This window comes from Thiomonas sp. FB-6, from assembly GCF_000377645.1.
In the GTDB taxonomy this organism is placed as follows: Bacteria; Pseudomonadota; Gammaproteobacteria; order Burkholderiales; family Burkholderiaceae_C; genus Thiomonas_A.
The window spans coordinates 629,996-652,276 of the sequence record NZ_KB898471.1 but is presented as its reverse complement, the minus strand read 5'-3'; the positions used below and the strand labels follow the sequence as shown (position 1 = coordinate 652,276).

Here is a 22,281-nt window from a genome sequence, read left to right as displayed (position 1 = left end):
AGCATGGTTCCATGGGCTCTCTCGATGCGACGGTCTCGAAATCTGTTCCACGCGCTGTTGCTGGGCATGCTGTCACTCGGCTTTGCGATCGGCGCTTTGTTCCCGATGTTCATGATCCAGTTGGGATTCCTCACGCGCAACGAGGTTCACCCGTCCTTCGTGTTCGCGGCGCTCGCGGCCGGGCTGGCGGCCGGCGGCCTCAACTTCCTACTCGCCGCATCGATCGTGCGCCCGCGGCTGCGCTTGCTGGCCACGCGCATGCAAGCCGTGCGCGCGACGCTGCGCGACGCGAGTTTCACGGGGGATCGCACGCCCTACGATCCCGAGCAATGCAGCGTTCCCGAGCACGGAAGCGATGAACTCGGAGTGGTCGCGCGCAACTACAACGCCCTGTTGCGTGGCCTCCACGAGGCGCGTCAGATCGAAGCGCGCATTCAGCGCTTTTCCCAGGCCCTGTCGAGCGAGCTCGACCTCGGCGAATTGGGGGTGCGGGGGCTCGATCTGCTGATCGAACTCGCAGCGGCCGATGGGGGCGCCCTCCTGCTCGAGCGGCAGGGTACGTGGAGCATCCTGGCATCGCGCGGCATGCGCGGCGCGGAGCAGCTCAGCCGCAGCCCCGTCTTTCTCGACGCCTGCCGCGAGGGGGAGCGCAGGCGCGTCACCCTGCCGCAAGACACGGCAGTGGATGCGGTGCTCTGGGGATTCCGGCCCGAGGACACCCTGATCGACCCCATCCGCCACAACGGCATCGTGCTGGGCTGGCTGGTGCTGGCCGCCACCAGGCCCATGGGCGACGAGGTCACGCGCCTGATCCCGACGCTGCTGCAAGGGCTGGGGCTGGCGCTCAACAATGCCTTGTTGTACGACGACCTGCAACGCGTGGCCGCGCTCGATCCCCTCACCGGTGTCTACAACCGCGGCTTCGGCATGCGCCGCCTGGAGGAGGAACTGGCACGCGCGGAGCGAGCGCACGGACCGGTGGCCCTGCTCATCATCGACATCGACCATTTCAAGAACGTCAACGACACTTTCGGCCACGTGGCGGGGGACCGCGTGCTGGTCATCGTGTCCCAGGTGTGCCGGGACGTGTTGCGCGAGGGAGACCTGCTCATGCGCTACGGCGGGGAGGAGTTCATGGCCATCCTTCCCGGAGCCTCGCTGGCTGACGCCAACTCCATCGCCGAGCGCGTGCGCTTCGCGATCGCATCCACGCCCGTGGAGACCGACGCGGGCCGGGTCACGGTCACGGCGAGCATTGGCGTGGCCGTTTCGCCCGGCGGCGTGGCCGTCGGCGCCGAGGCTTTCATCGGCATCGCCGACTCCCGGTTGTACGCGGCCAAGGCCGGCGGGCGCGATCGCGTCATGGCCGGTGACCCGTAGCGCAGCCTTCGACCCGCGCCGGCCGGAGGTCCGGCTATGTGGCGCCGCGCTTCAAGCGCAGCCGGTACCACAGCGTCCACGCGGCCAGAGCTCCATAGGCGCCGTAGCCGACCAGCGGCGAGACGAGCAGCACGCGTTCGATGGGCAGGTGCATCACCAGCCAGGCGCGTAACGCGAACTCGGCGCACAGGCCCAGGCCCCACACCAGGGTCATGAGCCGGATTGAAGCCGCCAGCGTGGGCCGGGCGCGCCAGGCCGCCTCGAAACCCGCGGAGCCCTCGGCGGATTCACGGGCCACGGTCGCGCGGGCCAGGTAGAACACCAGCGGGCGCCCCAGCGCCAGCGATATCAGGAAGGCCAGCCCGATGGAGCCGGTCACCAGGGACTCGCGCAGCAGCAGCAGGCGCGGCTCGCCGCCCAGCAGGGAAACGGCGGCCGACAGCACGATGCCCAGCAGGACCAGCAGGCTCAGCGCGTCCAGCCGTCGCGTGCGTACCAGCCCGGCCAGCGCCCACAGCGCCGGCGGAATGCCTGAGGCCACCAGGGCGCCGAACTCGCCCAGGGTCGGCAGGCACAGGCGGTACACCAGCCAGGGCCCGAGCAGGTTGACGCCGAGTTCGAGCAGCAACGCGCGGGAAGGCTGCTTCATCGCGGCTCCCTGGCGGCGGCCAGCGCCTGCACGATGTCGTGGGCGGCGCGCACCTGCGCGTCGATGGGGATGTTGCGGTTGGCCAGCAGCACGAGGCCCACGCCCTGGCGCGGCACCAACGCCAGGTAGGCCGAGAAGCCGTTGGTCGCGCCGGTCTTGTTGATCCATGCGTCGGCCGCGGGCGGCCCCGGCGGCTCGATGCGCGTCGCCGGCAGCGTGTCGAGAATCATGGGCATGGAATTCACCGCCAGCAGGGTGCTGAGCGGCGCGGGGTAGGGCACTTGTTCCCACACCAGGTCCTGGGTGAGTGCGCCGGCCCGGACATAGCTCGTGCGCGTGATGTCCACGGCCTCGCGCAGGCCGGGCGACAGGCCCCGCGGATCCAGGTTCAGCCGCAGGTAGCGCAGCAGGTCCCCCGCGGTGCTGCGCAGCCCGTAGGACTCGTCGGCCAGCTCGCCGCGGCGCATGCGAATGGGCTTGCCGTCCCGCGTGGTCCCCAGCGCGTAGTCGGCGCGCTCGCCGGGCGGCACGCGCAGCCAGCTGTGGTGCAGGCCCAGCGCGGCAAGCAATTGCCGCTGCATGGCCTGGCCGAAGGGCAGGCCCAGCGCGCGGGCGGCGGCGATGCCGAGCATGCCGGTGGCGATGTTGCTGTAGCTGCGGCAACTGCCCGGCGGGCAGGCGGGTTTCCACGCGCGCAGGTAGGCCAGCAGTTGCGCGCGGTCGCGCACGCTGTCGGGCACCTGCAGCGGCACGCCGCCGGGGGTGTGCGTGCCCAGCTCCAGCACGCTGACCTGGCCGAAGGCGCTGCCGCGCAGCTCGGGCACGTAGCGCTGCACCGGAGCGTCCAGGCTCAGGCGATGCCGGGTCACCGCCCACGCGGCCAGCGTGGCGGTGAAGCACTTGGTGACCGAGCCCACCTCGAACAGCGTGGCGTCGGTGACCGGCGCGCCGGTGGCCGCCGAGGCCACGCCGTAGTTCAGCACGTAGGAGCGGCCGTGGTCGACCACGCCGACCGCCATGCCGGGGATGCGCTGCTCGCGCATCAGCGGCAGGATCACCCGGTCGACGGCCGCGGTCATCTCGGTACTGGCAGGCGGCTTGGCGGTGGCGGGCGCGGCGGATGCGGGCGCGGCGAGCGCCCACACCACGGCGAGCATGGCGAGCAAGGCCGGCGCGGCGCAGGCGCAGGCGCGGGCCGCGGCCGCGTTGCCGCGGCCCGGCGGGCGGACTGGGGGCATGGATCGGGATCCCGGAGTGGCGTGCTGCGAAGTATGCCCGGACAGCGCGCCGCGCTTCGCTGCTGCCCCTGCCGCAAGTGGGGTCTCAGTGCGCCGCGCCCTGCGCCAGCGCCTGGTCCAGCAGGCGCATGCCTTCGGCGATCTCCGGTTCGCTGCTGTCCAGGCGCGGCATGAAGCGCAGGCAATGGGGGCGCGCGGCGTTGAGCAGCAGGCCCAGTTCGCGGCAGCGTTCGACCACCGCGGCGGCTTCGTCGCGCCCGAGCTCCAGCGCCCACAGCAGCCCCGCGCCGCGCACCTCGCCCAGGCCGTGGCGCCGCGACAGTTCGCGCAGGCCCTGGCTGAGCTGCGCGCCGCGTTCGCGCACCCCGGCGAGGAACTCGGGCGTGCCGATCTGCTCCAGCACGGCCAGCGCGACCGCGCACATCAGCGGATTGCCGGCATAGGTTCCCCCCTGGTCGCCGTGCTCGAACACGCTGCAATGGGCCTTGGCCAGCAGCGCGGAGATCGGCACGCCGCCGCCCAGTCCCTTGCCCAGGGTCATGACGTCCGGCTCGACGCCGAAGTGCTGGAAGCCGAACAACTCGCCCAGGCGCGCGCAGCCGGTCTGCACTTCGTCGAACATCAGCAGCAGGCCGCGCTCGTCGCACAGCCGGCGCAGCGCGCGCAGGAATTCCGGGGTGGCCGGGCGCACGCCGGCCTCGCCCTGCACGGGCTCGAGCAGGATGGCCACGCTGCGCGGGCTCAGCGCGGCGAGCACCGAATCCAGGTCGTTGAGCCTGGCCTTCGCGAAGCCCGGCACGTTCGGCGGGAACAGCGCGTCCCAGCCGGCCTTGCCGCTGGCCGCCATGGTCGCCAGGTTGCGTCCGTGGAAGGCGTCGGCGAAGGTCACGATCTCGAAGGCGCCGCCGCGAGCCACGCGGCCCCATTTGCGCGCCAGCTTGATGGCGCCCTCGTTGGCCTCCGCGCCGGTGCTGCCGAAGAACACCTGGTCGAAGCCGCTGAGCTCGCACAGGCGGGAGGCCAGGCGCAGCGCCGGCAGGTTGTACAGCGCCGGACTGGGCGTGAGCAGCCGGGTCGACTGCTCCTGCAGCGCACGGCTGATCAGCTCCGGGCTGTGGCCCAGGGAGTTCACGGCCCAGCCCTGCAACCAGTCCAGGTAGCGGCGCCCGGCCTCGTCCCACAGCCAGGCGCCCTGGCCGCGCACGAAAATGCTGGCGGGGCGGGCGGTGACCGGCATGAGGTGCTGGAACTGCGCGTCGGGAGCGGTGGTCGTCGGCATGGCGGGGATCCTGTCGGGGCGGAAGGCGCAAACAAAAAGGCCACGGGGGTTAGCCGTGGCCTTGCGGAACAACGCGATTCGAAGGGGACTTCAGGTCTTCATCGTTTCGGTCTCACGCGCAGCACACGGCGACGAGCGACGGGCTCGTGCGGCTCGGGCGGCGGCGGTGGGACGCGGGTGGCGTTGCATGGGATCCGATCCTACAACGAAACCCCGCGAGCAGTGGGAGAATGTTCCTTCACCCGAGGAGACCTTCTTGAGCACCTGTCAGACCACCACGCGCCATGCCGCCGACCTGGGCTGGGAAGTCGACTTCGTGCTCGACGCCACGCTCACCTTCGACATGCCCGAGCCCGACGGACGCGTGCTGGCGGCCGATGAGATCATGCGCCGCACGGCGGCCGTGCTGCGCGATCGATTCGCGCAGATCTGCAACGTGGACGAGGCCTTGCGGCGGGCTTGAGGCCTTCGCTGCGGAAAGGGGCGGAGCCTGCGCGGGCTTGCCCGCGCCCACGCTTCAGGCCGCGGGATCCCAGGCCATCCAGTCCAGCAGGGCGTCGCAGACCGCCTCCGGCTGCTCCATGGTGACCATGTGGCCGCTGTGCTCGAACACCGCCAGGCGCGAGCCGGGCAGCAGCGCGTGCATCTCCTCGTGGCGCGCCAGCGGGCTCCAGGCGTCGTCGCGCCCGCAGCCCAGCAGCACCGGGCAGGCGAGGCCGGCGAGCAGCGGGCGGGCGTCGGGACGGCCGAGCAGCGCGCGGATCTGCGCCTCGTACACCGCCGGGGTCTTGCGCTCCAGCATGTCGAGGATGGCGTCGAACACCGGCGAGTCCCAGCGCGAGGGGTGCACCATGCCCCGCGCCCACTCGCGCCCCATCGCGCGCATGCCGTCGCGGCGCGCGATGTCCAGCAGTTCCATGCGGCGCGCGCGCTCGCGCTCGCCGGCCTCGCCGGCCGGCAGCGGGTCGATGCCGGTGTCCAGCAGCGCCAGGCGCTGCACCCGCTCGGGGGCCAGGCGAACGACTTCCAGCGCCACACGCGCCCCCATGGAATGCCCGGCCAGCGCGAAGCGGCCGGCCGGCGCGCTGTCGAGCACGCTGCGCGCCATGGCCTGCAAGGAATCCAGTTCGGCGTAGTCCGGGATGCTGCAGGCGATGCCGCGCGCGCCCAGGGCCCGAGCCTGCGCGTTCCACACGGCGTCGTCGCACAGCAGGCCCGGCAGGAGGATGCAGGGGGAAGGCATGATGGGGTGTCCTCGGGATACGCAACTTCGGATTTTGGTTCCTGTTCGCGCGAGGGGAGGGGGATCAGAGCGCGCCGACCTGCACGTCGAGCACGGCGGCGCGCCCCTCGGCCAGCGCCGCGAAGGCATCGCGCAGCGCCGGCTCGACCTCGTCGGCGCGGCCGATCCTGCGGCCCCAGGCGCCGCCCGCCGCGGCGGCGATTGCGGCATGGTCGGGCGCCGGCTCGAAGGACATGCCCAGGTCCTCGGCCCGGCCCACCGCGTCCTCGGCATGCAGCGCCAGCGCCGACAGCTTCGGGGACTTCCAGCCGCCGTTGTTGAAAATCACCGTGAGGAAGGGCGCGGCGTAGCGCCGCGCCATCCAGTGCACCGACGAAGGCACCGAGAACAGGTAGGAGCCGTCGCCGCACAAGGCGATCACCTTGGAGCCGGGCCGCATCAGGCCTACGCCGAAAGCCGCGCCCCCGCTCCAGCCCAGGGATCCGCCGCCGCTGGCCAGCAGGCTGCCGGGCTCGGTGAGGCGCAGGTGGTTGATCACCGTGTGGTAGTTGGAGATGCCCTCGTTGCACACGATGGTGTCGGCGTCGACATGCGCGCGCAGGCAGGCGCACAAGTACTCGGGGGTGATGCCGCCGTCGCCGGGGCGCGCTTCCAGCGCCGCCAGCTCCTGGTCGCGCCGTGCGTGCAACGCGGCGATGCGCGCGCGCCGCTGCTCGATGGCCTGCAGCGGCAGCGGGCGGCGCTGCAGTTCGGCGTCGAGCTGTTCCAGCGCGCACAGCGCGTCGGCCTGCGCCGAGCGTTCGGCGCCGAGGTACCACAGCGGCATGGCCTGCTTGAGCGCATCGACGTCGATGTGGAAAATGCGCGCGTCGCGCCGCGGGCGGTTCACCGTGGGGATCCAGGGCACGTCGCTGTCGAGCACCAGCACCACGTCGGCCTCGGCCAGCAGCGGGTTCTGCACCGGCTGGTTCCACTGGTTGCCCAGGTACATGGGGTCGTCGGTGGGCAGGTTCAGGCAGGAAGGCGCGGACTCGCACACGGGAATCGCCATGCGCGTGCTCAGGCGCTGCAGCGCGCGTACCGCCTCGGGGCGCCGCCCCAGGTGGGAGCTGACGATCAGCGGCGAACGCGCCTCGCACAGCGCGTCGGCCAGCTCGCCCAGCATGGCGGGCGCCAGCGCCAGCGGCTCCAGCGGGCGCGCCAGCAGGGGCTGCGCGTCCAGGCCGGGAACCTCCTGCTCCAGCACCTCGCGCGCGGCGCTGAGGTAGACCGGACCCTGCGGAGCGCTGCAGGCGATGCGCAGCGCGCGGGCGAGCACCTGCGGCAGGTTGTGGCCGACGCGGATCTCGTAGTCGTATTTCATGTAGCCGCGCACGATGCCATGCTGGTCGTGCACGTCCTGGATCCAGTGGATGAACTCGTTGCGGCTTCCGCGCAATTCGCCTTCCTGGGTCAGCGGCGAGGCCCCGGCGAAGATCAGCACCGGCACGCGCCCGCGCGCGGCGTTGTGCACGGCGCCGGCCAGCGCCTGGGTGCCGCACTCCACGTGCACGATCACCGCCTGCGGGCGGCCGCCCGCGAGCGCGCAGCCGTGCGCGGCCGACAGCGCCACCATCTCGTTCGGGCAGGTGATCAGGCGCGGCAGCGCGCGCCCTTGCTCGCGCGCCTGTTCGAGGGCTTCGAGCAGCGGCGGATGGTCGCTGCCGAGGTTGGCGAAAAGGAATTCGACGCCCAGCTGCTGCAGGCTTTGAAGCAGCAGCGCGGCGGTGGTCTGGTTGGGCATGGATCGTCCCGAGGTCTGCAATGCGAGCAGGGAGGCCAGTCTAGTTGTGTCCTGTTTCGTGGACGGCCGGGCAAGGCCCCGCGCCCGAGGCGGGACGCACCATCTCCGGGAAACATTCCAAATCAACTATGATTCCGGTCGCTTTCTATTCCATATTCCCATCGTAGGCGGCCGTCCGTGGCCGCGCTTGGTCATGACGTCCAGTTCGAATTCCCCGCATTCCCCGCACGCCGCCGTGCCCGTTGCCCCGTCGCTGGAGCCGCTGGCGCGCGGCGCGCACATCGGCGGCGATCCCGGCGGCGTGGGCTCGCGCACCCTGTACCTGCTGGCGCTGGCCGCACTGGTCGGCGCGGCCGCGGTGCCGGTGGCCAAGGCGCTGCTGCTGCTCATCGGGCTGATCACCCACCTGAGCTTCCAGGGCCGCTGGGACTGGACCCTGGGCACGCCCGGGCACAACCACCTGGGCGCGTGGGTGATCGCGGTGCCGGTGATCGGTTCCGTGATCGTCGGCCTGATGGCGCGCTACGGCTCGCCGGCCATCCGGGGCCACGGCATCCCCGAGGCGATGGAGCAGATCCTGCTCAACCGCAGCCGCATCTCCGCGCGGGTGCTGTGGCTCAAGCCCTTGTCGGCGGCGATTTCCATCGGCACCGGAGGGCCCTTCGGCGCCGAGGGGCCGATCATCGCCACCGGCGGCGCGCTGGGTTCGCTGTTTGGCCAATGGCTGCACATCACGCCGGACGAGCGCAAGACCCTGCTGGCCGCCGGGGCCGCGGCGGGCATGACGGCGGTGTTCGGCACTCCGGTCTCGGCGGTGCTGCTGGCGGTGGAGCTGCTGTTGTTCGAATTCCGCCCCGCCTCGCTGCTGCCGGTGATCGGCGCCTGCTCGACCGCCGCCGCGCTGCGCGTGGTGATGCTGGGAAACCACCCGTTCTTCGCCATGCCGCAGCTGGCGTGGCCCCAGCCGGGTGCGTTGCTGGCCAGCGTGCTGCTGGGCGTGCTGGTGGGCCTGGCCGCGGTGGCGGTCACGCGCGCGCTGTACGCGGTGGAGGATGGCTTCGACCGCCTGCCGGTGCACTGGATGTGGTGGCCGGCGCTGGGCGCGCTGGCGGTGGGCCTGATCGGCTGGTGGCAGCCGCGCACGCTGGGCGTGGGCTACGAGAACATCACCGACGCGCTCAGCGGGACGCTGGGCGTGGGCGCGCTGCTGTTGCTGGGAGGGGCCAAGCTGGTGTCGTGGTCCATCGCGCTGGGCAGCGGAACTTCGGGCGGCACGCTGGCTCCGTTGATGACCGTCGGCGCCTGCCTCGGCGCGGTGCTGGGCTACGGGGTGGCCGCCGCCTTCCCGGGACTCGGGCTGGATCCGCGCATGGCCGCGCTGATCGGCATGGCCGCCATGTTCGCCGGCGCCTCGCGCGCGCTGTTCACCTCGGTGGTGTTCGCGCTGGAAGCCACCTGGCAGACCTCGGGACTGCTGGCGCTGATGATCGGCTGCGCCAGCGCCTACATGGTCTCCGGGCTGCTCATGCGCGAGACCATCATGACCGAGAAGATCGCGCGCCGCGGCGTGCGCGTGCCCAGCGCCTACCAGGCCGATCCCTTCGCGCAGGCGCGCGTGGCCGACCATGCCAGCATGCAGCCGGTCAGCCTGCCCGCGTCGCAGACCGTCGATGAACTGCGCCGCTGGCTGCAGCAGCAGGGCAGCGCGGCGCACCAGGGCTACGCGCTGGTGGACGAGGCGGGACAGGTGGTGGGCGTGCTCACGCGCCGCGACCTGGCGCGCCCCGGCCTGGACCCGCAGACCCCGCTGGCCAGCCTGGTCACGCGTGTCGCGGTGGTGGTGCGTGCCGGCGAATCCCTGCACGATGCCCTCAATCTCATGACCCTGCACGGCGTGGGCCGCCTGCCGGTGGTCGACGACGCCGACGGCGTCACGCTGCGCGGCATGCTCACGCGCAGCGACGTGCTCGGCGCATGGCGCCAGCGCGCCCTGCACGCCACGCGCCTGGGCCACTGAACCGGGGTTGGCGGGCATGAGAGCCTGGTTGCGGAGTTTCGTTCCCGCGGCCACCGCGGTGGATGGGCGCGAGCGCCTGCGCATGGCGGTGGGCGGCGCCCTGGGCATTGCGGTGACGGGCTTCGTCGCCCATGCGCTGCGCCCCTGGTTCGGGCCCATGTCGCCCTGGCTGGTGGCGCCGCTGGGCGCCAGCGCCGTGCTGGTGTTCTGCGCGCCCTCCAGCCCGATGGCCCAGCCCTGGCCGGTGATCGGCGGCGACACGCTGTCGGCGCTGGTGGCCGTCTTGTGCGTGCGCTGGCTGGGGCATTCCGGGCTGGTCGCCGCGGTAGCGGTGGGCGCGGCCATCGCGGTGATGGTGGCCCTGCGCTGCCTGCACCCGCCGGGAGGCGCCTCGGCCCTGCTGAGCGCGCTGGCGGGGGTCGGCGATCCCCATTTCGTCGTGTTCCCGGTGCTGGTCGACACCTTGTTGCTGGTGGCGGTGGGCCTGTTGTTCAACAACGCCACCGGGCGCAGCTATCCGCACCGGCCGATCGAGGTCAGCCGCGCGGCCTACGATCCGGCCTCGCTCGACCAACTGGGCACCGAGCTGGACCGGCTGCTGGCCCGCTACAACCAGGTGTTCGACATCGCGCGCGAGGACCTGCTGGCGCTGCTGGAAGACACGCACCTGCAAAGCTACCGGCGCCGGCTGGACCACGTGCGCTGCGCCGACGTCATGTCGCCCGACCCCATCGCCGCCCGGCCCGGCATGCCGCCGGGGGAGGCCGCGGCCTTGTTGCAGCGCCATCGCGTGAAGGCCCTGCCGGTGGTGGATGGGGAGCGGCGCCTGGTGGGCATCGTCACGCCGGCCGATCTCGCCCGCGGCGGCGCCACGGTCGGCGAACTGATGACCCCCGACCCGCGCGTGGCTGGCGAAAGCACCTCGCTGGCGGCGCTGATCCCGCTGTTCGCCGGCACCGGACACCATCACCTGCCCGTGGTGGCGCCCGGACGCCGGCTGGTGGGCATGATGACCGAGTCCAACCTGGTGGCCGCGCTGGCGCGCGCCGGCGGCGCCTCCTGATGCAGGCTCAGGACGGCGGCGCCTGGGTGTCGGGCTCGCGCTGCGCGTCGAGCCCGAAGTCCATCCAGTCGTCGCCCAGGAGCTCGGCCGGGTGCTGCGTGCGCTCCGAGCCGTTGCCGCAGCGCATCGAGTCCGCCGGGCAGTAGCGCTCGCAGCCCCAGCACACCCGCTCCGGGTGCGCCGGATGCAGCGGAAACTTCTTCGGCATGGCCGCCGCCTCCTGCTGTCGCGCGCCTACTCGAAGCGCGGGAACAGCACGTTGTTCTCGATGTGGATGTGTTGCATCAGGTCGTCGTGCAGCTTGCGCAACCCGACGTACAGCGAGGCCCAGGTGTTGCAGGCGTCCGCGGGCTCGTGCAGCTCGTGGGTGAGGGCCTCCAGGCGCTGCAAGGCCTCGCCGTGGTCCACGTGCTCCTCGCGCATGCGCTGGATCGGCGGGCGCAGCTGCATCTGCGGCGAGCGCGCCATCATCGGGAACAGGATGGATTCCTCCTTCTCCATGTGCTCCAGCAATTCCTGCTGCATGCCGCGCAGGTGCTCGGCCAGCCCGGCCGGAACCTCGGGGTGGCCGCGGTGCACGCGCTCGACCTTGTCGGCCAGACGCACCAGTTCGGGCAGTTCGCGCCGGTGCACGTCGTGGAAGCGGGTGACGATGAGTTGCACCAGGTCCGCGGGCTGCTCCGGCAGCGGCGCCTCGGGCGGCGGGCGCAGCGCGGCCAGCTCGGCGCACACCGCGCCGGCGTCGAGGCCGCGCGCCTGCGCGGCGTCGCGCAGCGTGGCGCTGCCGCCACAGCAGAAGTCCAGGCGGTGGCGCAGGAACACGGCGGTGGCGCCGGGAATGTCGCGCGCCAGTTCGCCCAGCGTACGGTCGGCCGCGCCGTCGTCCAGCGCGGCTTCCAAAGTCGTTACGGTAGACATTTCAGACAGGTCCAAACAGGTAGAATGGATTCCACTATAGGCAGCGCCCGCGGCGCGGCCCATACTTCCGACGAAGGACTCCAGGAGAGGGATGCATGCGGCTGACCGCATTCGCCGACTATGGATTGCGCTCCCTGCTGGTGCTGGCCGCCGGCGGCGAGGCCAACTGGTCCAGCGCGGCGCTGGCCGCGCGCCTGGACGTCTCGCGCGAGCACCTGGTGAAGGTGTTGCAGCGCCTGGCGGCCGGCGGCTACGTGCGAACGTCGCGCGGGCCCGGCGGGGGCGTGCGCCTGGCGCGGCCGGCGGCGAGCATCCGCCTGGGCGAGGCGCTGGCCTGGCTGGAGCAGGAGCCCGCGCTGGTCGAATGCTTCCGCGCCGACGGCGGCGACTGCGCGCTGACGGAGTTTTGCGGGCTGCGCCCCAGGCTCGACCGGGCGCGCCGGGCCTTCTACGCCGCGCTGGACGAGAGTACGCTGGCCGACTGCACCAGTTCCGGATTGCAGCGCTTCGTGCGCGTGGAGCCTGCGCACTCCGTCAGCCGCACATGACCCGTCATCGCTGGACCCTGAGCTCCAAGATCTCGCTGTTCGCCGGCGTGTTCCTGCTGCTTTCCCTGCTTTCGGTCGGCGCCACGCTGTGGATCTCCTGGAAGCTGCAGGGCGGAGCCGGCGCCGTCAACGTCGCGGGCCAGCTGCGCATGATGAGCTACCGCCTGGAGCTGAGCGCGGCCAGTCCGCGGGATGCGGGCGTGGACGTCGAGATCGCCCGCATGCAGCAGGCCCTCGAACTGCTCGGCCGCGGCGACCTGCGGCGCCCGCTGGCGGTGCCCTGGGATCCGAACATCCGCGCGCGCTTCGCCGTCGTGCGCGACGACTGGGAGCGGCTGCGCCCGCGCTGGAGCGGCGAGGCGACGCGTGCGGGGGTCACGCGCGCGCAGGTCGACCGCTTTGTCGGCGACATCGACGATTTCGTGCGGGCCATCGAGCGGCGCCTCGACTTCTGGACCGCCCAGATGCACACCGCGCAGATGGCCATGGGCGGCTTCGTGCTGGTGGCCTTCATGGCCATGTTCTTCCTCGCCTATCTGCACGTGCTGGAGCCGGTGGGGCAGCTGGCGCGCGGCGTGGAGGCGATCGCCGCCGGCAATCTGGACGCGCGCGTGCGCGTGGGCAGCAGCGACGAGCTGGGAGACCTGGCGCTGGGGTTCAACCGCATGGCCGTGCAGTTGCAGGCCGTGCGCGGCGAGCTGGAGGAGCGCGTGCGCCAGAAGACGGCGGCACTGGAAACCGAGCGCCAGCGCCTGGCGGCGCTGTACGAGGTCAGCGCGCTGGTGTCGCGCGCGCCCAACCTGGAGGAACTTGCGCACGGCTTCACGCGGGCGGTGCGGCGCATCGCCGGCGCCGACGCCGCCGTGCTGCGCTGGACCGACGAGACCGCGCAGCGCTACCTGCTGCTGGCCGCGGAGGGCATGCCTGGCAGCATCGTCGAGGACGAGCGTTGCCTGAACGCCGGCGCCTGCCACTGCGGCGGCAGCCGCCCGGACGACGGCGTGCAGGTGGTGCGCTTCCGGCGCGAGGCGGACCCGCCGCTGTTCGATCCGCATACCGACGACGCCTGCGTGCGCGCCGGTTTCACCACCCTGCTCAGCGTGCCGGTGGCCGTGCAAAAGCGCGCGCTCGGCGAGGTCGACCTGTTCTACCGCGGCTCCGCCGAGCCGGACGCCGGGCAGCACGCGCTGCTCGACGCGCTGGCCGATCACCTGGCGGCGGCCATGGAGAGCCTGCGCGGCGCGGCGCTGGAACGCGAAGCCGCGGTGGCGCGCGAGCGCGCCCTGCTGGCGCGCGAACTGCACGACTCCATCGCACAGGCGCTGGCCTTCATGAAAATCCAGCTCCAGCTGCTGCGCGGCGCCTTGCGCGCGGGCGAGGGCGAGCGGGTCGAGGCCGCGGTGGGGGAGCTGGACGCGGGCATCCGCGAGAGCCTGGCCGACGTGCGCGAGCTGCTGCTGCATTTCCGCACGCGCACGCAGGAGCAGGACATCGAACCCGCGCTTCGCAGCACCCTGCAGAAATTCGAGGTGCAAAGCGGCCTCGGCGTGCGCCTGCGCTTCAGCGGCCGCGGCCAGCCGCTGGACGCCGACGTGCAGGTGCAGGTGCTGCACGTGGTGCAGGAGGCGCTTTCGAACGTGCGCAAGCATGCCCAGGCCCGGCATGTCGACGTGAGCGTGGAGAGCCTGCCCAGCTGGGCGTTTACCATCGCCGACGACGGCCGCGGGCTCGACCCGCAGCTGGTGCAGCGGCAGGCGCAGTCCCACGTGGGCCTGCAGATCATGCGCGAGCGCGCCGCCGCGATCGGCGCCACGCTGGAGTTGCGTTCGATGCCGGGCGCGGGGACCACGGTGTCGCTGCGCCTGCCGGAAATGGAAATGCTGGCCGCGGGGGCCGGCGCACGCATGGCGGAGACCTGACACCATGGATGCGACGATTCGCGTGATGCTGGTGGACGACCACGCGCTGTTCCGGCGCGGCCTCATCGCGCTGCTGGGCCTGGAGCCGGGCATCGAGGTGGTGGGCGAGGCGGCGGACGCGGGGGAGGCGCTGCGCCTGGCCACGCGCACCCAGCCCGACGTGGTGTTGCTGGACAACCACCTGCCGGGCGTGCGCGGCGTGGACGCCATCGTGGGCTTGCGCGAGGCCGCCCCCGGCGCGCAGGTGCTGATGCTCACGGTCAGCGACGATTCGGCCGACCTTGCCGCCGCGCTGCGCTGTGGCGCCGGCGGCTACCTGCTCAAGACCTGCGACACGGACGAGCTGATCGCCGCGATCCGCCGCGCGCGCCAGGGCCGGGTGATCATCGGCTCCCAGATGGGTGCGATGCTGGCGCGGGCCATCTCCGAGCCGCCGGCACCCCCTCCCAGCGACAGCGAACTGGCCCACCTGACCCCGCGCGAGCGCGAGATCGCCGCGGCCATCGCGCGCGGCGCCAGCAACAAGCTGATCGGGCGCGAGCTGGGCATCGCCGAGACCACGGTGAAGGTGCACGTGCAGAGCATCCTGCGCAAGCTCGAGCTCGCCTCGCGCGTGCAGGTCGCCGGCTGGGCGTTGCGCCACAAGCTCGATGTCCTGACGAAGTAGTCCTTTGGAACTAGGCCCGGCGTAGGCGCCGCCCGTACTTCCGGGCGATACCCGCCGCCGCCGGCCGCGCCTAAGGTTCGCTCCATGCCAACATCGCGTGGAGAAGGGCAATGCAAGCGGGCAACCAGGGCGCCTCGGGCGTGCGCGGCAGCGCGCAACGCTCGCTGATCGGCGCCACCATCGGATTTTTCATCGGCTTCGGCGCGGTCTCGCTGTTCGGGCCGACCGCCCAGAGTTTCATCGAGGTCATGCGCCTGAGCCCCCAACAGGTGGGGCTGCTGGTGGCCGTGCCCATGCTCACGGGCTCGCTGCTGCGCATCCCCTTCGGCGCCTGGGTCGATCTCAACGGCGGCAAGCGCCCCTTCCTGATCCTGCTGCTGGCCTCGGTGGTCGGGATCGCCGGGCTGTACTGGATGCTGCTCAGCCTGTACCCGGCCCACCTGACCCAGGCCCACTATCCCTGGCTGCTGCTGTTCGGCGCGCTCGGAGGCTGCGGCATCGCCACCTTCTCGGTGGGCATCGGGCAGGTCTCCTACTGGTTCCCGCGCGCCCAGCAGGGCAAGGCCCTGGCCTTCTACGCCGGCTTCGGCAACACCTCGCCGGGGCTGGTGGCCATCATCCTGCCGCTGATCATCGCCGCCGGGGGCCTGTGGGTCGGCTACTTCGTGTCCCTGGTCATCGTCGTCGCCGGCATCGGGCTGTACATCGCGCTGGGCTACGACGCTCCCTACTTCCAGCTGCGCCGCCGCGGCAGCCCGGCGCCGCGGGCGCAGGCGCAGGCGCGCGAACAGGGCCAGGAGCTGTACCCGGCGCCCAGCATCGCGCGCACGCTGATGGATTCGGCCGCGAGCTGGAGGACCTGGCCGCTGGTGGCGCTGTACTTCACCTCCTTCGGCGGATTCCTCGCGCTGACGGCCTGGCTGCCCACCTTCTGGGGCAGCTACTTCGGCGCGCCGCACTGGGTGGCCCTCGGGCTGACCGCCGGCTTCTCGCTGGTGTCCTCGCTGATCCGCGTGCCGGGCGGCAGCTGGTCCGACCGCCTGGGGGGCGAGAAGGTCGCCTTCGCGGCCTTCTGCGTGCTGCTGGCCGGCGCCGTGACCATGAGCCTGTCGGGCAATTTCGGGGTGTCGGTGGCCGGCGAACTGCTGGTGGCGCTGGGTATGGGCGTGGCCAACGCGGCGGTGTTCAAGCTGGTGCCGCAGTACGTACCCGACGCGGTCGGCGGCACCGCCGGCTGGGTCGGCGGCCTGGGCGCGCTGGGCGGCTTCGTCGTGCCGCCCATGCTCGGGCGCATCGCCCAGGAAATGGGCAGCGTGGGCTACGCACGCGGCTACGTCGTCTACGTGGGGCTGGCGCTGGCCAGCCTGTTGTTCACCGGGCTGCTGTACGCGACGCGCCACGGCGTGCGCCACGCCGCTCCCGCCATCACCGGCACGGCGCGTTGAGCGGCCGCGCGCACGAACCCGAGGAATCACGATGAGCCATTTCCTGGACCGCCTGACCCACTTCGCGCGCCGGCGCGAGCCCTTCGCCGACGGCCACGGCGAGTTGAGCACCGAGGACCGCAGCTGGGAGGACGCCTACCGCGGGCGCTGGCAGCACGACAAGATCGTGCGCTCCACCCACGGCGTCAACTGCACCGGATCGTGCTCCTGGAAGATCTACGTCAAGGGCGGCATCGTCACCTGGGAGACCCAGCAGACCGACTACCCGCGCACCCGCGCGGACATGCCCAACCACGAGCCGCGCGGCTGCCCGCGCGGCGCCTCGGCAAGCTGGTACCTGTACTCGGCCAACCGCGTGAAATACCCGATGGTGCGCGGGCGCCTGATGAAAATGTGGCGCGAGGCGCGCAGCAGCCTCGGCCCGGTCGAGGCCTGGGCCAGCATCGTGCAGGACCCGGCCAAGCGGCGCGAGTACCACCGCCTGCGCGGCATGGGCGGCTTCGTGCGCGCCAGCTGGGAGGAGGTCAACGAGCTGGTCGCCGCCGCCAACGTCCACACCATCAAGACCTGGGGCCCGGACCGCATCTACGGCTTCTCGCCCATCCCGGCCATGTCCATGGTCTCCTACGCCGGCGGCTCGCGCTACCTGGAGCTCATCGGCGCCGTGCCGGGCAGCTTCTACGACTGGTACTGCGATCTGCCCCCGTCGTCGCCGCAGGTCTGGGGCGAGCAGACCGACGTGGCCGAATCGGCCGAGTGGTTCAACTCCACCTACCTGATGGCCTGGGGCTCCAACGTGCCCCAGACCCGCACCCCCGACGCTCACTTCTACACCGAGGCGCGCTACCGCGGCGCGAAGACGGTGGCCGTCACCCCGGACTACTCCGAGGTCGCCAAGCTCAGCGACGAATGGCTGCACCCCAAGCAGGGGACCGACTCGGCCCTGGCCATGGCGCTGGGCCACGTGATCCTGCGCGAATTCCATTTCGGCGAGCGCAAGTCGGCGTATTTCGAGGAGTACTGCCGACGCTACACCGACCTGCCGCTGCTGGTACGCCTGGACGAGCGCGAGCTCGACGGCGGGCTGCGCGTGCTGGCCAGCGGACGCTACCTGCGGGCCAGCGATTTCGCCGACGGCCTCGGCCAGGCCGAGCACGCGCAGTGGAAGACGGTGGCGCTGGATGCCGAAGGCGAAGTGGCGCTTCCCCATGGTTCGGTGGGCTTTCGCTGGGCCGCCAAGGGCGAGGGCGCCGGCAAGTGGAACCTGGAGCCGCGCGACGCGCGCGACGGCGCCGAACGCGTGCTCGCGCTGTCGCTGGCAGCCATGCGCGACGGCGTGGCCGACGTGGGCTTCCCGTACTTCGGGGGCGTGCCCGCCGAGCACCACCCCGGCAACGTGCAGGACAGCGTGCTGGTGCGCAAGGTGCCCTACCGCGTGCTGCGCCTGGTGGAGGCCGACGGCAGCAGCCGCGACGTGAAGGTGGCCACGGTGTACGACCTGCTCGCCGCCCACTACGGCATCGAGCGCGGCTTCGGCGAGGAGCGCAACCCCTGCGCCACCAGCTACGCCGACAACCTGCCCTACACCCCGGCGTGGCAGGAGCCGATCACCGGGGTGAGCGCCGAGGTGGTCATCCGCATCGCGCGCGAGTTCGCCGACAACGCGCACCGCACGCAGGGCAAGTCCATGGTCATCCTGGGAGCCGGGTTGAACCACTGGTACCACATGGACATGCATTACCGCGCGATCATCAACATGCTGATGCTGTGCGGCTGCGTCGGCGTGCCCGGAGGCGGCTGGGCCCATTACGTGGGCCAGGAGAAGCTGCGTCCGCAGACCGGCTGGACCGCGCTGGCCTTCGCGCTGGACTGGACCCGCCCGCCGCGCCAGATGAACTCCACCAGTTTCTTCTATGCCCACACCGACCAGTGGCGCTACGAGAAGCTGGGGGTGGACGAGATCCTCTCGCCGCTGGCCGACGCCTCGCGTTTCGGCGGCAGCATGATCGACTACAACGTGCGCGCCGAACGCATGGGCTGGCTGCCCTCGGCGCCGCAGCTGCAGGCCAACCCCATCCGCCTGGCCGAGCAGGCCGCGCAGGCCGGGCTGGACCCGCGCGCCTACGTCGAGCGCGGCCTGGCCGACGGCAGCCTGCGCATGAGCTGCGAGGACCCCGACCATCCGGACAACTGGCCGCGCAACCTCATCGTCTGGCGCTCCAACCTGCTGGGCTCCTCGGGCAAGGGCTCGGAGTATTTCCTCAAGCACCTGCTGGGCGCCAATAACGGCGTGCTCGACACCGAGATCGCCGACCCCGCGCAACGCCCCCGCGAGGTGCGCTGGCACGAGCAGGCGCCGGAGGGCAAGCTGGACCTGCTGGTCACGCTGGACTTCCGCATGAGCACCACCTGCCTGTTCTCCGACGTGGTGCTGCCGGCGGCCACCTGGTACGAGAAGAACGACCTCAACACCACCGACATGCACCCCTTCATCCATCCGCTGTCCGCCGCGGTGGATCCGGTGTGGGAGGCGCGCGCCGACTGGGACATCTTCAAGGGCCTGGCGCGCAGCTTCTCCGAGGTCTGCGTGGGCCACCTCGGCGTGGAGCGCGACGTCGTGCTCACCCCGCTGATGCACGACACCGCCGGCGAACTCGGGCAGGCGCTGGACGTGCGCGACTGGAAGCACGGCGAATGCGAGCTGCGCCCGGGAAAGACCGCGCCGGCCATCGCCGTGGTCGAACGCGACTACCCGAACACCTACGCCCGCTTCACCGCGCTGGGCCCGCTGATGGAAAGCCAGGGCAATGGCGGCAAGGGCATCGCCTGGAACACCGAGGACGAGGTGCGGGCGCTGGCCGAGCTCAACGGTGTGGTGCGCGAGGCGGGCGCCGCGCAGGGCCGCCCACGCATCCAGAGCGACATCGACGCGGCCGAGACCATCCTGATGCTGGCGCCCGAGACCAACGGGCACGTGGCGGTGAAGGCCTGGCGCGCGCTGTCCGAGATCACCGGGCGCGAGCACGCCCACCTGGCGCTGCCCAAGGAGCACGAGAAGATCCGCTTCCGCGACATCCAGGCCCAGCCGCGCAAGATCATCACCTCGCCCACCTGGTCGGGTATCGAGGACGAGAAGGTCTGCTACAACGCCGGCTACACCAACGTGCACGAGCTGATCCCCTGGCGCACGCTCAGCGGGCGCCAGCAGTTCTACCAGGATCACGCCTGGATGCAGGCCTTCGGCGAGGGCTTCGCCAGCTACCGCCCGCCGGTCAACCTCAAGGCCGTGCATCCGGTGCGGGGCAAGTACGGCAACGGCAACCCCGAAGTGGTGCTGAACTGGATCACCCCGCACCAGAAGTGGGGCATCCACAGCACCTTCACCGACAACCTGATCCTGCTCACCCTCAGCCGCGGAGGTCCCTGCGTGTGGATCTCCGAGGACGACGCGCGCAGCGCCGGCATCGTCGACAACGACTGGATCGAGGTCTACAACGCCAACGGAGCGATCGCCGCGCGCGCCGTGGTGAGCCAGCGGGTGCGCGTGGGCATGGCCATGATGTACCACGCGCAGGACCGGCTGGTGAACACGCCCGCCTCCGAGATCACCCACGCCCGCGGAGGCATCCACAACGCGGTCACTCGCATCGTCGTCAAGCCTACCCACATGATCGGCGGCTACGCGCACCTGGCCTACGGCTTCAATTACTACGGCACCGTCGGCGCCAACCGGGACGAGTTCTGCATCGTGCGCAAGATGAACCGCGTCGACTGGATGGACGAGCCCGCCGGCCCCGCCTACAGCCACGAAGCGCCCGCCCAAGGAGATCGATGATGAAGATACGCGCGCAGATCGGCATGGTGCTGAACCTGGACAAGTGCATCGGCTGCCATACCTGCTCGGTCACCTGCAAGCAGGTGTGGACTTCCCGCCCCGGTGTGGAATACGCCTGGTTCAACAATGTCGAGAGCAAGCCCGGCGTGGGCTACCCGGTGGAATGGGAGAACCAGCGCAAGTGGAAGGGCGGCTGGGTGCGCACCCCGCAGGGCTCGCTGCAGCCCCGCCAGGGTTCACGCCTGTCCATCCTGCTGAAGATCTTCGCCAACCCCAACCTGCCGCAGATCGACGACTACTACGAGCCCTTCACCTTCGACTACGAGCACCTGCACAAGGCGCCCGAGATGGCCGCCGCGCCCACCGCCCGCCCGCGCAGCCTGGTCAGCGGCCAGCGCATGGAAAAGATCGAGTGGGGCCCGAACTGGGAGGAGATCCTGGGGGGCGAGTTCTCCAAGCGCAGCCGCGACGCCAATTTCGAGGGCATGCAAAAGGAGATCTACGGCGAGTTCGAGAAGACCTTCATGATGTACCTGCCCAGGCTGTGCGAGCACTGCCTGAACCCGGCCTGCGTCGCCTCCTGCCCCTCGGGCGCGATCTACAAGCGCGAGGAGGACGGCATCGTGCTCATCGACCAGGACAAGTGCCGCGGCTGGCGCATGTGCGTGTCGGGCTGCCCGTACAAGAAGATCTACTACAACTGGGAAAGCGGCAAGTCCGAGAAGTGCATCTTCTGCTACCCGCGCATCGAGGCCGGGCAGCCCACCGTGTGCTCGGAGACCTGCGTCGGGCGCATCCGCTACCTCGGCGTGCTGCTGTACGACGCCGACCGCATCGAGGAGGCGGCGGCCACGCCGCGCGAGCAGGATCTGTACGAGGCCCAGCTCGGCGTGTTCCTCGACCCGCATGATCCGGCCGTGATCGAGCAGGCGCGGCGCGACGGCGTGCCCGAGGCCTGGCTGGAGGCCGCGCGCCGCTCGCCGGTGTACAAGATGGCCATGAAGTGGAAGATCGCGCTGCCCCTGCACCCCGAGTACCGCACCCTGCCGATGGTCTGGTACGTGCCCCCGCTGTCCCCGATCCAGAGCGCGGTGCAGTCCGGCATGATGGACACCCACGGGGCGCTGCCCGACGTGTCCCAACTGCGCATTCCGCTGCAGTACCTGGCCAACCTGCTGACGGCCGGCGACATCGAGCCGGTGCGCCGCGCGCTCGAGCGCATGCTCGCCATGCGCTCGTACATGCGCGGCAAGCAGCTCGACGGCCGGCCCGACCTGGCGGCGGTGGCCCAGGTGGACATGTCCCCGGACGTGGTGGAGGACATGTACCGCATCCTGGCCATCGCCAACTACGAGGACCGCTTCGTCATTCCCACCAGCCACCGCGAATACGCCGAGAACGCTTACGACCTCAAGGGCTCCTGCGGCTTCAGCTTCGGCAACGGCTGTTCCGACGGCGAGAGCGCGCCTTCGCTGTTCAGCGCCCGCAAGCGGCGCACCATTTCCATCCAGGAGCAACGCTGATGGACGCCACCACCTTGCAACGCCGGCTGCGCGCCTTCGCGCTGCTGTTCGACTACCCCGGCGAGGCCCTGCAGCGCCATGCCGGCGAGATCGCGGCCGAACTGGAGGGCCTCGGCGCCGCGCGGGCCGCCCCCTCCGGCATGGGGGACCTGCTGCGGCACCTGTGCGACGCCGATCTGCTGGAGCTGCAGGCCGAATACGTCGACGTGTTCGACCGCGGCCGCAGCACCTCGCTGAACCTGTTCGAGCATGTGCACGGCGACGCGCGCGAGCGCGGACAGGCGATGGTGGACCTGCTCGGGCAATACCGCGAGGCCGGGCTGGAACTCCACAGCCGCGAGCTGCCGGACTACCTTCCCGTCTACCTCGAATACTGTTCCCTGCTCGAGCCGCAGGCGAGCCTGGACGCACTGGGCGAGATCGCGCCGCTGCTGGTCAACCTGGCCGCGGCGCTGGAGCGCCGTGAATCGCCCTGGCTGGCCGCGGCGGCCGCGCTGTGCGCGCTGGCCGGCGAGCGCGACTGGCGCGCCAGCGCGCGCCGCGCCGCCGAGGCGGCGCGCGCGGCCCAGGCGCGCTCGCCCACGCCGGGCCCGCGCGACGCGGCGGGCGAAGGGCAGGGCGCCGACTGGAGCGCGGCGGCGCTGGATGCCGCCTGGGCCGAGGAGCCGGTGAGTTTCCTCGGCGCCTGCAGCCCGCAGGGCACGGCGGGCGCGGTGCAGGCGGTGCAATTCCATCCGCGCGCCGCCCAGGCGCGCGCATCCGGAGCTTGAGGCC

At 71.4% G+C, this 22,281-nt stretch carries 17 protein-coding genes and 1 pseudogene; 11 read left to right on the top strand and 7 right to left on the bottom strand.

Features of this window, described 5'->3' with window-relative positions; all coding sequences use genetic code 11:
* Positions 1 to 24: 24 nt before the first annotated feature.
* Positions 25 to 1,380 carry a diguanylate cyclase gene (locus D466_RS0103090; RefSeq protein ID WP_038164799.1) on the top strand — a complete coding sequence of 452 codons (1,356 nt, stop codon included), beginning with the start codon at positions 25 to 27 and terminating at the stop codon, positions 1,378 to 1,380.
* A gap of 34 nt (positions 1,381 to 1,414) precedes the next feature.
* On the opposite strand, the gene D466_RS0103085 is transcribed toward D466_RS0103090, so the two are convergent.
* From D466_RS0103085 to D466_RS0103075, 3 genes are all read right to left on the bottom strand, one after another.
* Positions 1,415 to 2,029 (bottom strand): VC0807 family protein, encoded by a 615-nt coding sequence (locus D466_RS0103085; RefSeq protein WP_018912234.1) that lies wholly within the window; start codon positions 2,027 to 2,029, stop codon positions 1,415 to 1,417.
* On the bottom strand, positions 2,026 to 3,186 hold the full coding sequence (gene ampC, locus D466_RS0103080) for a class C beta-lactamase (RefSeq protein WP_038165107.1): 1,161 nt from the start codon (positions 3,184 to 3,186) through the stop codon (positions 2,026 to 2,028). The genes D466_RS0103085 and ampC overlap by 4 nt, the downstream gene beginning before the upstream one ends.
* A gap of 166 nt (positions 3,187 to 3,352) precedes the next feature.
* Positions 3,353 to 4,546, bottom strand: coding sequence for an acetylornithine transaminase (locus tag D466_RS0103075; protein ID WP_018912232.1), 1,194 nt, complete (start codon positions 4,544 to 4,546; stop codon positions 3,353 to 3,355).
* Between the two features lie 265 nt (positions 4,547 to 4,811).
* Between D466_RS0103075 and D466_RS23795 the strand changes: the two are divergent.
* A pseudogene (locus D466_RS23795) lies at positions 4,812 to 5,009 on the top strand (cysteine hydrolase); the annotation flags it as partial.
* Between the two features lie 54 nt (positions 5,010 to 5,063).
* On the opposite strand, the gene D466_RS0103065 reads toward D466_RS23795, so the two are convergent.
* Both D466_RS0103065 and D466_RS0103060 read right to left on the bottom strand, forming a co-directional pair.
* Positions 5,064 to 5,789: an alpha/beta fold hydrolase gene (locus D466_RS0103065; protein ID WP_018912230.1), complete on the bottom strand. Its 726-nt coding sequence runs from the start codon at positions 5,787 to 5,789 to the stop codon at positions 5,064 to 5,066.
* A gap of 64 nt (positions 5,790 to 5,853) precedes the next feature.
* Positions 5,854 to 7,572: a thiamine pyrophosphate-requiring protein gene (locus tag D466_RS0103060; RefSeq protein WP_018912229.1), complete on the bottom strand. Its 1,719-nt coding sequence runs from the start codon at positions 7,570 to 7,572 to the stop codon at positions 5,854 to 5,856.
* A gap of 235 nt (positions 7,573 to 7,807) precedes the next feature.
* Here D466_RS0103060 and D466_RS0103055 point away from each other — a divergent pair, with 235 nt between their 5' ends.
* Both D466_RS0103055 and D466_RS0103050 read left to right on the top strand, forming a co-directional pair.
* Entirely contained in the window at positions 7,808 to 9,589 is a 1,782-nt protein-coding gene (locus D466_RS0103055) for a chloride channel protein (RefSeq protein ID WP_018912228.1), read from the top strand.
* A gap of 16 nt (positions 9,590 to 9,605) precedes the next feature.
* Entirely contained in the window at positions 9,606 to 10,652 is a 1,047-nt protein-coding gene (locus D466_RS0103050) for an HPP family protein (RefSeq protein ID WP_038164796.1), read from the top strand.
* Positions 10,653 to 10,659: 7 nt separating this feature from the next.
* On the opposite strand, the gene D466_RS0103045 is transcribed toward D466_RS0103050, so the two are convergent.
* Positions 10,660 to 10,860, bottom strand: a complete 201-nt coding sequence (locus D466_RS0103045) for a DUF3079 domain-containing protein (protein WP_018912226.1) — start codon at positions 10,858 to 10,860, stop codon at positions 10,660 to 10,662.
* Between the two features lie 26 nt (positions 10,861 to 10,886).
* Complete coding sequence (ytfE, locus tag D466_RS0103040) at positions 10,887 to 11,570, bottom strand: iron-sulfur cluster repair protein YtfE (RefSeq protein WP_038164793.1); 684 nt, start codon at positions 11,568 to 11,570, stop codon at positions 10,887 to 10,889.
* A gap of 95 nt (positions 11,571 to 11,665) precedes the next feature.
* Here ytfE and D466_RS0103035 point away from each other — a divergent pair, with 95 nt between their 5' ends.
* The 7 genes from D466_RS0103035 to narJ all read left to right on the top strand — a co-directional run bounded on the left by D466_RS0103035 (position 11,666) and on the right by narJ (position 22,277).
* Positions 11,666 to 12,118, top strand: a complete 453-nt coding sequence (locus tag D466_RS0103035) for an Rrf2 family transcriptional regulator (protein WP_018912224.1) — start codon at positions 11,666 to 11,668, stop codon at positions 12,116 to 12,118.
* The gene (locus D466_RS0103030) at positions 12,115 to 14,037 is read left to right on the top strand and encodes a type IV pili methyl-accepting chemotaxis transducer N-terminal domain-containing protein (protein WP_018912223.1); all 1,923 of its coding nucleotides are present in this window, start codon (positions 12,115 to 12,117) and stop codon (positions 14,035 to 14,037) included. Before D466_RS0103035 ends, D466_RS0103030 begins: the two co-directional genes overlap by 4 nt.
* Before the next feature lie 4 nt (positions 14,038 to 14,041).
* The gene (locus D466_RS0103025; protein WP_018912222.1) at positions 14,042 to 14,704 is read left to right on the top strand and encodes a response regulator; all 663 of its coding nucleotides are present in this window, start codon (positions 14,042 to 14,044) and stop codon (positions 14,702 to 14,704) included.
* Between the two features lie 110 nt (positions 14,705 to 14,814).
* Entirely contained in the window at positions 14,815 to 16,149 is a 1,335-nt protein-coding gene (locus tag D466_RS0103020; protein WP_018912221.1) for a nitrate/nitrite transporter, read from the top strand.
* Positions 16,150 to 16,180: 31 nt separating this feature from the next.
* Positions 16,181 to 19,984 carry a nitrate reductase subunit alpha gene (locus D466_RS0103015; RefSeq protein WP_018912220.1) on the top strand — a complete coding sequence of 1,268 codons (3,804 nt, stop codon included), beginning with the start codon at positions 16,181 to 16,183 and terminating at the stop codon, positions 19,982 to 19,984.
* Positions 19,984 to 21,507, top strand: coding sequence for a nitrate reductase subunit beta (gene narH / locus D466_RS0103010; protein WP_018912219.1), 1,524 nt, complete (start codon positions 19,984 to 19,986; stop codon positions 21,505 to 21,507). The genes D466_RS0103015 and narH overlap by 1 nt, the downstream gene beginning before the upstream one ends.
* The gene (gene narJ / locus D466_RS0103005) at positions 21,507 to 22,277 is read left to right on the top strand and encodes a nitrate reductase molybdenum cofactor assembly chaperone (RefSeq protein ID WP_018912218.1); all 771 of its coding nucleotides are present in this window, start codon (positions 21,507 to 21,509) and stop codon (positions 22,275 to 22,277) included. The genes narH and narJ overlap by 1 nt, the downstream gene beginning before the upstream one ends.
* Positions 22,278 to 22,281 lie beyond the last annotated feature (4 nt).